At 63.5% G+C, this 13189-nt stretch carries 12 protein-coding genes; 11 read left to right on the forward strand and 1 reads right to left on the reverse strand.

Annotated elements, in window-relative coordinates; genetic code table 11:
* The 10 genes from VFW04_16935 to VFW04_16980 form a co-directional block, all read left to right on the forward strand.
* Positions 1–1620 (forward strand): RHS repeat-associated core domain-containing protein (locus tag VFW04_16935; protein ID HEX5181019.1); only part of this gene is annotated, 1620 nt, incomplete at its 5' end.
* The gene (locus VFW04_16940) at positions 1617–1928 is read left to right on the forward strand and encodes a hypothetical protein (protein HEX5181020.1); all 312 of its coding nucleotides are present in this window, start codon (positions 1617–1619) and stop codon (positions 1926–1928) included. The genes VFW04_16935 and VFW04_16940, both read left to right, overlap by 4 nt.
* 486 nt (positions 1929–2414) lie before the next feature.
* Positions 2415–3119 (forward strand): IS630 family transposase, encoded by a 705-nt coding sequence (locus VFW04_16945; protein HEX5181021.1) that lies wholly within the window; start codon positions 2415–2417, stop codon positions 3117–3119.
* Positions 3011–4156, forward strand: a complete 1146-nt coding sequence (locus VFW04_16950; protein ID HEX5181022.1) for a transposase — start codon at positions 3011–3013, stop codon at positions 4154–4156. Before VFW04_16945 ends, VFW04_16950 begins: the two co-directional genes overlap by 109 nt.
* Positions 4107–4688, forward strand: coding sequence for a hypothetical protein (locus VFW04_16955; GenBank protein HEX5181023.1), 582 nt, complete (start codon positions 4107–4109; stop codon positions 4686–4688). Before VFW04_16950 ends, VFW04_16955 begins: the two co-directional genes overlap by 50 nt.
* Positions 4685–5887, forward strand: a complete 1203-nt coding sequence (locus VFW04_16960; GenBank protein ID HEX5181024.1) for a PilN domain-containing protein — start codon at positions 4685–4687, stop codon at positions 5885–5887. Before VFW04_16955 ends, VFW04_16960 begins: the two co-directional genes overlap by 4 nt.
* Complete coding sequence (locus VFW04_16965) at positions 5884–6489, forward strand: GspMb/PilO family protein (GenBank protein ID HEX5181025.1); 606 nt, start codon at positions 5884–5886, stop codon at positions 6487–6489. The genes VFW04_16960 and VFW04_16965 overlap by 4 nt, the downstream gene beginning before the upstream one ends.
* Positions 6486–6974, forward strand: coding sequence for a hypothetical protein (locus VFW04_16970; protein ID HEX5181026.1), 489 nt, complete (start codon positions 6486–6488; stop codon positions 6972–6974). The genes VFW04_16965 and VFW04_16970 overlap by 4 nt, the downstream gene beginning before the upstream one ends.
* Positions 6971–8476 (forward strand): secretin N-terminal domain-containing protein, encoded by a 1506-nt coding sequence (locus VFW04_16975; protein HEX5181027.1) that lies wholly within the window; start codon positions 6971–6973, stop codon positions 8474–8476. Before VFW04_16970 ends, VFW04_16975 begins: the two co-directional genes overlap by 4 nt.
* Positions 8477–8514: 38 nt before the next feature.
* Positions 8515–9489 carry a sigma-54 dependent transcriptional regulator gene (locus VFW04_16980; GenBank protein HEX5181028.1) on the forward strand — a complete coding sequence of 325 codons (975 nt, stop codon included), beginning with the start codon at positions 8515–8517 and terminating at the stop codon, positions 9487–9489.
* Between the two features lie 686 nt (positions 9490–10175).
* Here VFW04_16980 and VFW04_16985 read toward each other — a convergent pair.
* On the reverse strand, positions 10176–10724 hold the full coding sequence (locus VFW04_16985) for a hypothetical protein (protein ID HEX5181029.1): 549 nt from the start codon (positions 10722–10724) through the stop codon (positions 10176–10178).
* A gap of 154 nt (positions 10725–10878) precedes the next feature.
* On the opposite strand from VFW04_16985, the gene VFW04_16990 reads away from it, so the two are divergent.
* Positions 10879–13189, forward strand: a 2311-nt coding sequence (locus tag VFW04_16990) for a hypothetical protein (protein ID HEX5181030.1), incomplete at its 3' end; no start/stop codon positions are given.

Raw genomic sequence — 13189 nt, forward strand, 5'->3', positions numbered from 1 at the left:
GCCCGCCTGAACGGGAAGTGCGTCTACGGAACAAGCTCATTCCTCCAGGAGTCGTGGACGGCCGATCCGCTAGCTCGACTGTCCACTGTTTCGTCTAACTCGTCCGGGGTGACATACGGAACCCCTGGCACGTATGCCTACACGTCGTCGTCGGGGCGCCAGCGCCGCTCTCTCGCCGAAGGCTCAGGCGTGCAGATCGACTCTGTCGTGTACGACGCGGCAGGCAACGTCCTGCACGAGATGCAGCAGGCTCCCTATCCAGTGCGTGATGGTTGCAACGGCGCACTCGTCGCGCGTACAACGGCCAGCTACTACACGGCGGACCAACGACTAGCAGTGTCAGACGTACGCTCGAATGGCGATACGATCTGCGTGTACACGCAAGCTCTCGGCACCTTCGAAGAGACTCGCTATGACGCGCTAGGGCGACGGGTGCTGGTGCGCTCGCGGAGGGATTCCTCCGGTGTCGCCGATGGCACGATCACGCGTTTCGTGTGGGATGGCAACCAAGTCTCGTGGGAGATCCACTATCCCGGCGGCGATGCGGTGCAAGGAGATTCCCTCGAAGTCGACACGGCCTGGTACGCTAAGGTATGCCAATGCGGCTGCTCACATCCACCTCAGTGCGGACAGGACCCGGACAGTTTGCCCAAGGGATACCTACCCTACTACGGTCGCGTGTGGTATCTGCACGTCGAGGGAATGGATCAGCCGGTTGCCATCAGACGCTTCATGTTCGGTCAGGACCCCGTTCCATTTCCGACGATTGGTTTGTATCCCATGTACAGTTGGAAAGGTGTGCCAGATGATGGCGGGCTGTTTTTTAACCGCAGTGTCACGTTTACCTATGACAACAGCACAGCGACTATTCTCTGGCCAGCTCGAAATAGTAGCGCATACCGGCGGTACGTCGCTCCGATGGAGGCCCCGAGTTGGTTCGGATCCCTCACGTCGATGTCCACTACAGACGCCGGCACGCAGTACATGCGGAACCGCTATTACGATCCAGTGGCTGGACGCTTCACGCAGGAGGATCCGCTCGGACTAGTTGGCGGCCTTAACACGTACGGATATGGCAATGGCGATCCTGCAAACTATTCCGACCCACTCGGTCTCTGTCCTCAATGCGTGATTGCCGCGAGTATCGAATTCACGATCAAGTATCCACGGGCTGCTGCTGCGTTGGCGCTTTTTGTGAGCCGAGAGGAGGAAGGTTTCAATTGCGCGTCTAATCCTAGCTGCACTGCGCCGCCGGAAATGGGTGGAACCGGTTGGCTTCTTGGCAAGGTTGCGATGGTGCTGCCGTCCGCACACGTTCCAGTTGCAGCCGTCGGTGACGCTGCAGCGGCAAGCGACGCCGCGGATGCACTGACTGTTGCCGATGAGTCGTCCGAGACAACTACGACTACGGAGGTCACGCGAAAGAATCCGGGCGCGGATGGTGCTACTTCTCGGCATATCATTGAGCGTGATGCAAAGGGCGCAACTCGCTCGGTAACGCACCAGGTCGAACGGAACGGCGACGTAGTTCACCAACATCAAACGCACATCGGCAAGTACGGCGGGAAGCGGCGGTTCCCGGACCCTTGGGTCCAACATCCGACCATCGACAAACCATGACGCAGCCACAGAGAGCGTTGGCCATCGTGACGCACGTACAGAAGGCTCTGGAGGACCGGCGAGCCGAGTTGCTGGCGCTAGGTGTGCGCGCCGAGCTTATCGAACCGCAAGCGCTGGATTCTCCCGCATCGAGTACTACGGAAGTAGCAATTTATTTCTGGAAGGAAGCGACGTTAGTGGACGTACTCGAGTTTCCGATAGACGGTAGTAGCCAACAGCCGGTAAGCGTAGCGGAAACAACAAAATGGTTTGATGACGCGTTGAGAGATGTTATTCGACGAGTTGAGTCAGGTTTGGCGGGCCTATAGCGAGGCAGTCGGCGTTCAGCGATATTCACGAGACTGGACATACGACGATCCGAGTCTGCTCGGGAGGTGGGTCAGGCAGCACTATTGACCAGATCGTCGAACAGAGCGTGGTAAGTTGCGACAGGGCGTTTACGCTCCTTGGGGAACCATTTTGCTTCCCGAATTCGGACTGGACCTATGAGAACTTCGATCACGAATTCTTCCATCAGATCCAATGGGGCGCCGGCCCACTAGGAAAGCTCTGCACAGGATGAATAAGACGAGTATTCCGTATTGATCGGCATGTCGTTAGGCACTCAGGGCGGCGATCGGTGGTCGGTGCGCCGGCCGATGTCCCCCAGCGGTTGGTGGCATCACGCTGCCAAAGCCCGCTCCGTCGCCGCGTCGCGTTAGGTGAGGCACGGCGTCGCCCCGCGCGGCAGGAGCGGCCGCCGCACCAAGTAGAGATTGGCCAACGCAAACATCGTATAGGCGCGCACGAGATTCTTGTGGAGGCCTCGGTACCGCGAGACGGAACACGCCCAACTGAGCGCGTTAGCCCATTCACGCGCCCTCGCCCACAGCCTGGTGCGCCGCGCGCAGATCGTGCTGCGCTCGGCGGCCGGCGACTCGAACACGGCGATCGCGCGCCGGTTCGGCGTGAGCGTGCCGCTCGTGTCGCTCTGGCGGAAGCGCTATCGCGCCCACGGCCTGGCCGGCCTCTATCACGCGCCACGATCGGGACGGCCGCGGACGCACGCGGATGAGGCGGTGGCCCGCATGCTCAAGACCGTCGTGCAGACGAAACCCGCGCACGCGACGCACTGGACGGTTCGCGATACGGCCGACGAGAGTCGCATCAGCAAGAGCAGCGTCCATCGCTATTTCACGCTCTTTGGCGTCCAGCCCCACCGGACGCGGACCTTCAAGATTTCGCCGGATCCGTTTTTTGTCGAGAAGGTGCGCGACATCGTCGGCCTCTATCTCCATCCGCCGACGAAGGCGCTCATGCTCTGCGTCGATGAGAAGAGTCAGATTCATGTAGAAGAACACCCAAATTCGGGTGTACTTACACACTCGCCGACCAGAAGCTCGCGATCCAGGTGCCCCGCGTCCGCGATCGCCGAGCGCAGTGTGAAGTCCCGCTGGCGACATATGCCACGCTCCAGACGCCCCGCGCCGGCGATGTGGGCCTCTTTCGCCGAGTGTTAGGCGGCATCTCGTGCCGGGAGTACGAGGCCGCGGCGGAAGCGGTGCCCGAGGCGTTCGGGCTCGCGCGGTCGAGCGTGTCGCGTCGCTTTATCCGCGCGAGTGCGCAGGAGCTGCGCCGGCTGCAGGAGCGCCGGCTGGACGATGCCGAGTGGGCGGCGTTGATCCTCGATGGCAAGGCCTTCGCCGGCGATGCCCTCGTCGTGGCGTTAGGCGTGACCGCGACCGGCGAGAAACGCATCCTGGGGCTCGTGCAGACGGCGAGCGAAAACAAGCGCGTCATTGCGGCCTTCCTGCGCGCGCTCGGGGAGCGCGGCTTCCCGCTCGACCAGCGGCTCTTGGTGGTCCTCGACGGATCAAAGGGGGTGCACGCCGCCGTGCGCGCGGTCTTGGGCGACGTGCCCATTCAGCGGTGCCAGTGGCACAAGCGCGAGAACGTCGTGAGCTATCTGCCCAAGCACGAGCAGCCGGCGTGGCGGCGGAAGCTCCAGGCGGCCTACGCGCACCCCACGTACGGGGACGCGAAACGAGCGTTAGAGCGGCTCCATCGCGAGCTCCGCCTGCGCAACGAATCGGCCGCCGACAGCCTGGCCGAGGGGCTCGACGAGACGCTGACGCTGCACCGCCTCAACGTGTTCCCTGAGTTAGGCGTGAGCTTCAAGACCACTAATCTCATCGAGAGTGTCATGAGCCGCCTCGAGGCCCGCACCCGCCGGGTGACCCACTGGCGGACGAGCGATCAGAAGATGCGCTGGTGTGCCGCGGCGCTCGGGGTGATGGAGCGGCAGTTCCGACGGGGCCGAGGCCGCGATCGGCGACGCGCTCGCGCACGGCCGCGGCGACAGTTCCGCGACGGCCGACGTCGTTCGACAGTCGTGGGCCGGCCTCGACACGGCAGTCGCCACATCTGCTCTCATGCGGGATCTACCGTGCGCGCGCACGCTTCTACCGGCGGGCACCACAATCGACGTCAACACGGCCGACGACAGCATGCTCGTGCGCCTGTTCGTAGCGTTAGGCAACGCGCCGGCCGCCGCTGACTCGCTCGCCGACGCCATTCTCGATTGGCGCGACCCCGACGACGTACCTCGGCCCGGCGGCGCGGAGGGGTCGTGGTACCTGGCGCAACAACGCAAGCCGCCGCGCAATGCCGCACTTGCCGACGTGCGCGAGCTCGCGCGCGCGCGCGGCTTCGAGCGGCTAACGGGTCTCGATTCCGTGTTGGGCGTCGAGCCGTTTCGTATCGTGCTTGACCGCGCTCCGCTCGCGGTGGTGGCGGCGTTGCCAGGATTCACAGGAGAAGCCGTCGCGCGCGTGGCCGACCATCGTGCGAGCGGCGTCCCGATTTCCGATCTGCTCGCTTTGAGCGCCGAGCTCTCGCCGGCGGCCCGCGCTGCAATGTTGGCCGACTATCCGGATCTGGTGCGACTGACGACGTCGGAGCCCGATGCGTGGATTCTCACGGCGCGGGGCACCGCCGGTTCGCCGCCGGTCACGGTTGCACTCGAGCTCGAGCTCGTGCGCGCCGGTGACCGCGCCGCAATCATACGCCGCCGGACGTGGATCCCATGATCGCGCTCCGTCCTCGCCTCGGGTTAGGCATCGGTCGTCGCCGCGTGAGCGCGGTATTACTCGTTGGCGAAACGATTCGCTGGACGGCGGTGCGGGCGCGCTCGGACGATGAGCCTCTGGCGCGCACACTCGAGGCGTTGCTGGCCGAGCGCCCGCGGTCGCGGTTGCGTAAGCCGACCGTGACGGCGGCCATCGGTCCTCGCGCCGCGCAGCTCAAGCTCGTATCGGACCTGCCGCCGCTTGCGCAGCCGGCTGCGCTCGCCGCGGTCGTTCGCGAACACGCCTCGCGATTCTTTCTCAAGAACGGCGTGCCGCTTTTGTTTTCCGCCGCCAGGGCAACCTCCCCAACGAGCGCATGGGTCGCCGCATTCGAGGAACCGGTGGTACGATCGGTCATCGACGTGTGCGCGTCGGTCGGCCTCCAGCTGCAGATGGTGACGGCGACGGCTATCGCGCTGCGTTTTGCGACGTCCGCCGCGACGATCACGTGGAGCGATGATGACGTTAGCCTCGCCATCACGTACGTCGATGGATGCCCTGCCGTCGTTCGCTCTGCGTCGGGTGTCGGGACGTCGGATGCGTTGCCATCGTTCGCTCCTCCCTTCCGTGCGCTTACAGGTCGCGCGGAACAGTTCATGGACGCCGCGGGCGCCGCCGGTACGCCGCGCGCCGAGCCCATCGCGCTCCGTGGATCTGCCATACGCCTAACGCGAGAGCCATCCCGGCGGCGCCTGGCTATTTCAGGAACGGTGTGCGTGATAGCGATCGTTGCGGCGCTCGCCATGCCGGGCCTCGCCTCATGGCAGGTGACGCGCTCGGCGAACGCGCGAGCGGCCGCTGTGCGCACGCGGGTTCGCGGCGTCGAGCGCGATGCGCGTGATCTCGCATCCGTCACGGCGGACTTGAGCACGGTCGCTTCGTTCACGCAGTCGCGCCGATCCATCACTGTGCTATTAGCCCAGCTCACGCGCGCACTGCCCGACGGATGCGCTCTCCTTGCCTTGCAGCTCGATAGCGCCGGTGCCGGCAACATCGTCGCTGTTGGGCCGCGTGCGTCAGCGTTAGTCGACGCGGTCGAGCGCGTGCCGGGAATCGCGTCGCCCGAGATCGTCGGGCCAGTGACGCGCGAGACGGCGGCAGGCAAACCGCTGGATCGCGTCACCGTGCGCTTTCATATCGTACCAGAGGCGACGCGATGAAACCCACGTTCATAGCGGCAATCTCTACTCGCGATCGCCGCGCGCTGCTCGTCGGCGTTGCATCGATCGGCGGACTCTTGGTTGTGGGGCGTGCGCTTCCCGCGTGGCGGCGCTGGCAAGCGGATGTGATTGCGTCAGCGCAGTCGATCAATGCGGCGGCGGCGCGCGACCGCGTTCTCGCACTCAATGCGCGCGCGATCCACGATTCGCTGCACGCGCGGAGAGCTCGCCTCACCGCGCTTGCGCCGACGTGGCTGTCGGAAGACTCGCCGGCCGCCGCGAGCGCAGCGCTCGCCGCCCTTGTGACGCGCGCCGCGACCGATGCCGCAATGACGCTTGGTGCACTCGATCTCCGCACCGACTCCGTTGGGCCCGAGCCGTTCGTACCGATACACGTGCGGCTGAGCGTCACCGGTGACGTCCAGGGCCTCGCGACCTTCTTGGCGGCGCTCGACCGCGGTCCGTGCACGCTCAATGTGCGGTCGCTCGACGTACAGGCCGGCGACCCAGCGGCTCCTGCGCAACGCCCCGAGGTCTTGCACGCAGACCTTATGATCGACGCGTTGTGGCAACCCGTGAACGACATGGGTGCCGGGCGATGAAAGCACTTTGGTTCGAGCGTCTAGCGTGGGTCGTTTCTACCGTTGCGGTGCTCGCCGGCATGCGCACGTGGCGCAACGTAGTGCGTCCGGCTCAAGCAGCCGCGCCTGCGATCTGGCCAGTATCGCCGGCCGCTCCCGCGTTGGAGCGCGACTCGCTCGCTATTCTCGCAGATCGAATCACGAGCGCTGATCCATTCCGACTCGATCGCAAGCCCGCGACGGTTGCGTACGGAGCGCCGGACACGGTTGCAGCACGTGCCGCAGCTCAAGCGGCCGCGCCTCGCCCTTCGTTAGTCCTCGTCGGCATCGTCGGGCCGCCGTGGCGCGCGCTGATCGATGGAATTCCTGGCCGCGACGGCAGCACCGTTCTGCGTCCCGGCCAAACCGTCGCCAGCCTGCGCGTCAGCGACATCACGGCCACCACGGCGACAGTTACCGGCATGGATACCACGTGGCATCTCACTGTCAAACGGACGTGGCCATGAGACACGTCGCCGTTGCTCTCGCGCTCGCTCTCATTGTTGCGGGACCTCCCGACGCGCGAGCACAAGCGCACGACTCGGCGGTCGTGCTGCGACACGACAGCGTGAGCGTGCATCTCGTCGATGCCGACGTGCGAGCCGCCGTGGAAGCGCTCGCCCCGTATCTCGACAAACCGGTGGGATTCGGCAGCACTGTTCCTGGCGCGCGCGTCACGCTCGAAACGCCGACGCCAGTTGCGCGCGATGCCGTTCGCGGATTGCTCGAGGGCATTCTGTCGAGCCAGAATCTCGAGCTGGTGCGCGACTCGGCGATGTATCGGGTGCAAGTCAAGGCGCCGCCCGCCGTCCCACCGCCGCCAACGGTCGCGCCTAACGGCCGCACCGGTGCGCCGGGAGAGGTGCAGCTGTTCATCATTCACCTGCGACATGCCCGAGCCGCGGACGTCGCCGCGACCGTGAACGCACTGTTTGGTCGCGCCAGTTCCCTCGGCGACATCGGGAGCACTCGTCCGGCGACGCTCGACCAACAGCTGCAGGCGGGGCAGATGCAGCCTGCCGCGTCGCCGATTACGACCCCGGGGCCTAACGCGCCTGTCTCCAGCTCCGTCCCAGCGGCCCACAACGCTTCGTTCAGCGGCGACGTGACGATCGTTCCCGACCCGCGGAGCAACAGTCTGTTCATTCGCGCGAGTCAGAACGATTTCGACCTGATCACGTCCGCCGTTAGGGAGCTCGACACGCGTCCGCTGCAGGTCCTGATCGAGGTAATCATCGCCGAGGTCGAGCGAACGAACAGCCTGCAGTTCGGCGTCGATGCAACGCTGCCGCCCACAAAGGTCAACGGCGGCTCGACCGTAATAAATGGATCGCAGACCGGAGCAGGACTCACCGATTTCGTGCTGCATGCGATGAACTTCACGGGCCTGAACATCGACGCGACACTCACTGCCGCGGCCGAGCGCGGCGACGTGCGCATTCTGAGCAAGCCGATCTTGATCGCTGCGAACAACCAAGCCGCGACGATCAACGTGGGCAGCCAACGTCCGTTCGTGCAATTGTCGCGCACGCTACCAACGGACAATGCGTCCGTTGACCAGGTGGTGCAGTACAAGGATGTCGGTACGAAGCTGACAGTTCTGCCAACGATCAGTCCCGACGGCTACGTCGGCCTAGAGGTGACGCAAGAGATCGACAACGCGACACAGGAGGTAGCATTCGACGCGCCCGTCATATCAACTCGATCGATCCAGACTGAGCTGCTCATCAAGGATGGACAAACCGTGGCGTTAGGCGGCTTCACCGACGACGAGCGCGACGTGACCCAGGGTGGCATCCCTTTTCTCTCAAGTATTCCGCTCTTGGGCGGACTCTTCGGCCACTCGAGCCACCAAACGACGGCCACGGAGATCTACCTCTTTCTAACCCCCCACGTGATACGGACGGACGAAGATGCAGACAGTGTCACACACCCGATTCTGGAGCGCGCTAACAAGGTGAAACCATGACTCTCATGCCGACAGTAGAGACACGCATGCCCTACGGCATGCCCCCCGACGACGGACCAGTGGCACAGCTGCTCATCGGGCGGACGCCGGTGATGCATGAGCTACGCGCATTCGTGAGGCGGGTCGGCCAAACATCCTTACCCGTCCTCATCGAGGGCCCGACTGGGTCAGGAAAGGAGCTAGTCGCGCGAGCGATCCATGCCGTGAGCGGTCGCACGGGGCGCTTCGTGCCGCTCAACATTGCAGCCATTGGCGAATCGTTGTTTGAGGATGCCCTCTTTGGGCACGTAAAGGGTGCGTTCACCGGTGCAACGGGCAGGAAGGCTGGCCAATTGATGGAGGCACATCGCGGCACCTGCTTCTTCGATGAAATAGGCGCATTGCCGCTGGCGCTGCAGCCCAAATTGTTGCGCGCCATTGACGCGGGTTCGTTCCGATGTGTGGGCGCCGATATTGACTCAGCGAGCGACTTTCGGTTGGTCGCAGCAACCAACGAGTCGGTGAAGCGACTCGTGCGCCTGGGGCGATTCCGCGAGGACCTCGCCTTCCGGCTAGGCGCAGTGGTGATCGCTGTGCCGCCGTTGCGTGACCGGATCGAGGACATCCCGCTGCTTGCTCAACACTTTGCCACCCAGAATGTCGGCGCGGACGGCGTCGCCGTCAGATGGTCGGGCGGCGCGCTGCGCGCGTTGCAGGACAATGACTGGCCCGGCAACGTGCGTGAGCTTAAGCATGCCGTCGACCGCGTGATGGCGTTCGCAGATGGGCCGATAGTAAGCGCCGCGGATGTCCGTAGGCATTCAGGCACACTCGGAGCATCGTCTGCGGCGCGCGCATGGGATGAGCGCCGCCGAGCTGAGTTGCGGGAAGTCCTTTGCTCGGTGAATTGGGACACTGGCAAGGCGGCGGCGATTCTCGGCATCGATCGCACGACAGTTTACCGCCGCATGAGACGGTTGGGCATCGCGATACCACAGTGGCGAGTCGATCCCGACCAAGCGCTCGATAGGTAGGTACGTTAGCAACGGTCGAGGCCGGTGCAAATGCATATGCGTTTGCGTTAGGCAGGCGCCCATTGGCGCCTGGGTCCCACTGCGATGTGCAATGAGGCCAATGCGTTAGTGACGTGAGGGAAATGGCATCGGTTGTGCCTATGGCGGACATCAACAGCCCCCTTCGTGGAGTCCGTCATGCGTCGCGTACACCGGCACCGCATCTTGCTCCGCCCACTCTCCGCTCTCGTCGTCAGCGTCCTCGGCATCATTGGATTGCCGTCGCTAAGTAGGGCCCAACAGCCCACGGCGCAGTCGTCTGCGATACCATTCATCGGCGGCGCAGACAGCATACCTCCGTCGGTCACTATCACGCCGTCGGGAGGAACAATCAATACGTTCTCGCTTGCGGTCACGATTCTATGGTGCGACAACGTCAGCCTCAGGTCGGGTACAAAGCACGTCACGCTCAACGGCGTCGACGTCTCGACTAGCTTCAGCTACACGTCAACGACGCATCCTGGCTGCACGGTGGCCGCCACGTCCAGTGGCACAGTCACACTGAGAGCTGGCCCACAACTCGATACGTTGACGGCTTCAATCACTGACAACGCGCTGAATCTTGGCCAATCAACTGCGATCTACACTCCGCCACTACCATGGGCCGTGTCAGTGACGCCCGACAACGCAACGAAGGAACTTCCCGCCTATTCGAACGGCTCACAGACTTTCACAGTAACCAATACCGGCACGGTTTCGACCCAGTTCTCGTTCGCGCCGTCCTGTGCGTGGCCTCTCGCGAGCTGCACTGTTGTGCCGGCGAGCGCGACGCTCGCCGTCGGCAAGGACACGACGGTCGCATTGAGTTTCGTTACGGGAGCCGCGGGAACAGCACCTCGCGCCGCGCTATTTGCGAGCAGTGTTGGGACCACACCGACCGTCGTGGATAGTGGTTGGGTCACGGTGACGACGCCGTATCCTGTCACTGTCGGCCCACGCGGTGACACCACGCTCGTTGCGGCGTCGCACTCCAGCGTGCAGCGATTCGAGGTCTCGAATCCAGGATCAACTTCGGCGCAGTACACGCTCACGCCGACCTGCAAATGGGGGACAGGAGGTATTTCGTGCACCACGAACCCGGCATCATCGATCACGATAGCGCCTAACCAAAACGGATGGGTAGATGTCTCGTACACGTCCGGCTCGAGCGGCACGGGGCGCATTTCGCTAAAGGCGACGCTCTCGGCCGATGCCACGGTTACGGACTCTGGGTGGGCAATACCAAAGGTGGCGACTCTAACGGCCGGCGCGCCTGCGGTTGTCGTGGATACGATCAATCCGGGACCGCGGAGTGAGCGCGCATTGTGTCTGCGCATGTCAGTCGGTGGAGGGGAGGCCGAGTGTGGAGACATGGTCGTCGTCCACGACTTGCCGACCGTTCGCACGCTCAACAAGGCTCGCACACCGGCGCTCCTTTACGCGAGCCAGACGGCGATGCCGCAGACCTTGATCGCCGCCAACGTGACGATTGGGTCAGGCACGCTGACGCCGGACTCGATCAAGGCCAAGCTGATTCTGTCGGGCACACGCACGGTCGACTCTGCAACCTGGTCCGGCGCCGCCTGGCGTCCCGGAACGACGCGTCGGATCGAGCTCGCCTTACGGGACACGACCGCCAATCTCGTGTCGTACACGGTACAGATCACGTCCGTCTACAATGGCGCTGGCACGTTTTCAGCCTCAGGGACTAGTCAGGCTGTTCTGATCGATCGTCAGAACAGTTTGTTCGGTGCAGGCTGGTGGGTTGACGGTCTCGAGTCGCTGCAGTTCCACGGCGCTGACACGCTGTTGTGGATCGGCGGCGATGCGAGCGCGCGCCTCTACACCACGACTGGTACCGGGACGATCTATCATGCCGCTGCTCTGACGCGACCCGACTCCATAATCAAGAAGGACACGCTCAGCGGCACGTATTACGTCCGATACTTGCCGAACGGCCTCCGCGTGCTCTTCAACAGCGTTGGGCAGCACGTTACCACGGTGAATCGGCTGGGGCATCAGACCACGTTCACCTACAGTGCGTCGGGCGACACGTTGAAATCGATCAACGTGCCGCATTGGTGGTACGCGACGACCTACGTGTTCGCGTACTCGGCCGGCCGGCTGTCCACAGTGACCGTGGCCGTTCCGGGCGGGCCGAATCGCGTGGTCACGCTGTCGATGAACAAAGGTCGAACGATCGAGTTCCACGATCCCGATGGCGCAGCGACCAGCTTTGGCTACCCAACGACGGGCGACACCAACCTAATCGTCTCGCGCGCGGACAGCGGTAGTCCGACCATCGTTCGCTACTATGCGTACACGAAAGCCCGCAAGCTCGCCCAGGATTCGCTTCCGTTCGGTACAACGCCAATCGTGACGCGATATCACTTTGCGGAGAGTCGCGGGATGCATGGCGGCGCCGATTCTGCCGCGACGCCGCCAGAGTCTCTGTACACGTCCGTAGAAGGGCCGCGGCCCATCAGCGACCTGACGAAGTTCTATGTCGATCGCTACGGCGAAACTACCCGCAGCTTTGACGCGTTAGGCGACTCCAGTATAGCGCGACGTACTAACGCGCAGTTTCCGGCGCTCACGACCTACGCGCGCTATCCGAACGGTCGTGCAATTACCGGTACATACGACGCGCGAGGGCATCTCACAGCTTCCACCGATTCCGGCGTGGTGCAGGGCACCAGTCGCGCGACAACGCAATATCGCTGGAACCCCAAGTGGGACATGGTCGATACGGTAATCTCACCGCTGAACGAGCACTCTGCATTTCAGCACGACTCGGCGACTGGGAATCTCCTCTGGCAGGACGACCCACGTGGTTCCATTTCGCGTGTGCACTTCTGGTACGACCCTACAACACTCCTGGTCGATTCGATGCGCACCGCCGCAGCGACGCACGCTATCAAGTATCGATACGAAGCATCGCTCGGAAATCTCGACTCCGTCACGACGGCAATGGGACTGACCACGCAATACACGCGCGACAGCGTGGGGCGCGTGACGGTGACGATCTCGCCGATTTCAGGCTCCCTCGTCGACCGAGATGTCCAGCGGTACGACCTTGCCGATCGCGTGGTGGCGGATACGTCGACAGGACCCGCGATGAACGGAGTGCCGGCAGAGTCGGTGTTCGTTCGAACGTTCTACGATCGGGCTGGCAATGTCGACAGCGTTGTGCACAGCGTCGGGCCGAACCCCAATGTCATCGCGGCACTGCGCACATCATGGACCAGAGATGCGGCCGGACGCACATTGACGCAGAAGCAGCCAGACGGCGCCATCGACACTTACGCGTATGACGCGGATAGCCACGACACCAGTTGGGTAACGCGCGATGGCGACCGAATCGACATGGTCTACGATCAGTTAGGCCGCATGGTGCAGCGCAACGTTCCGGCAAAGTCGTATCCACGCGCCTCGTTCTATGGCTACGGATTTCCGCTGGCCTACTACGGGCAAGGTCTGACCGTTGCAGCCGATTCGCAAAGCTTCAGCTACGACGCCATGAGCAACCTACTCACGGCGAACAATCGCGATGCACTCATTTCGCGCTCGTACGATCTCGCTAGTCGCCTAACCACCGACACACTGCGAATACGCACGTGGAATGGCAACGATTTTTCGAAGCATGTTTACGGCCTGGCGTACGGCTACGACTTGGACAGTC

This window comes from Gemmatimonadaceae bacterium (genome assembly GCA_036273715.1).
Taxonomy (GTDB): Bacteria; Gemmatimonadota; Gemmatimonadetes; order Gemmatimonadales; family Gemmatimonadaceae; genus JADGGM01.

Bases quoted from the DNA above. Each gene is read 5' to 3' on its own strand.
- VFW04_16970 (HEX5181026.1), top strand. From the start codon at position 6,486: ATGAAAGCACTTTGGTTCGAGCGTCTAGCGTGGGTCGTTTCTACCGTT.
- VFW04_16960 (HEX5181024.1), top strand. From the start codon at position 4,685: ATGATCGCGCTCCGTCCTCGCCTCGGGTTAGGCATCGGTCGTCGCCGC.
- VFW04_16975 (HEX5181027.1), top strand. From the start codon at position 6,971: ATGAGACACGTCGCCGTTGCTCTCGCGCTCGCTCTCATTGTTGCGGGA.
- VFW04_16980 (HEX5181028.1), top strand. From the start codon at position 8,515: ATGCCCCCCGACGACGGACCAGTGGCACAGCTGCTCATCGGGCGGACG.
- VFW04_16940 (HEX5181020.1), top strand. From the start codon at position 1,617: ATGACGCAGCCACAGAGAGCGTTGGCCATCGTGACGCACGTACAGAAG.
- VFW04_16965 (HEX5181025.1), top strand. From the start codon at position 5,884: ATGAAACCCACGTTCATAGCGGCAATCTCTACTCGCGATCGCCGCGCG.
- VFW04_16955 (HEX5181023.1), top strand. From the start codon at position 4,107: ATGCTCGTGCGCCTGTTCGTAGCGTTAGGCAACGCGCCGGCCGCCGCT.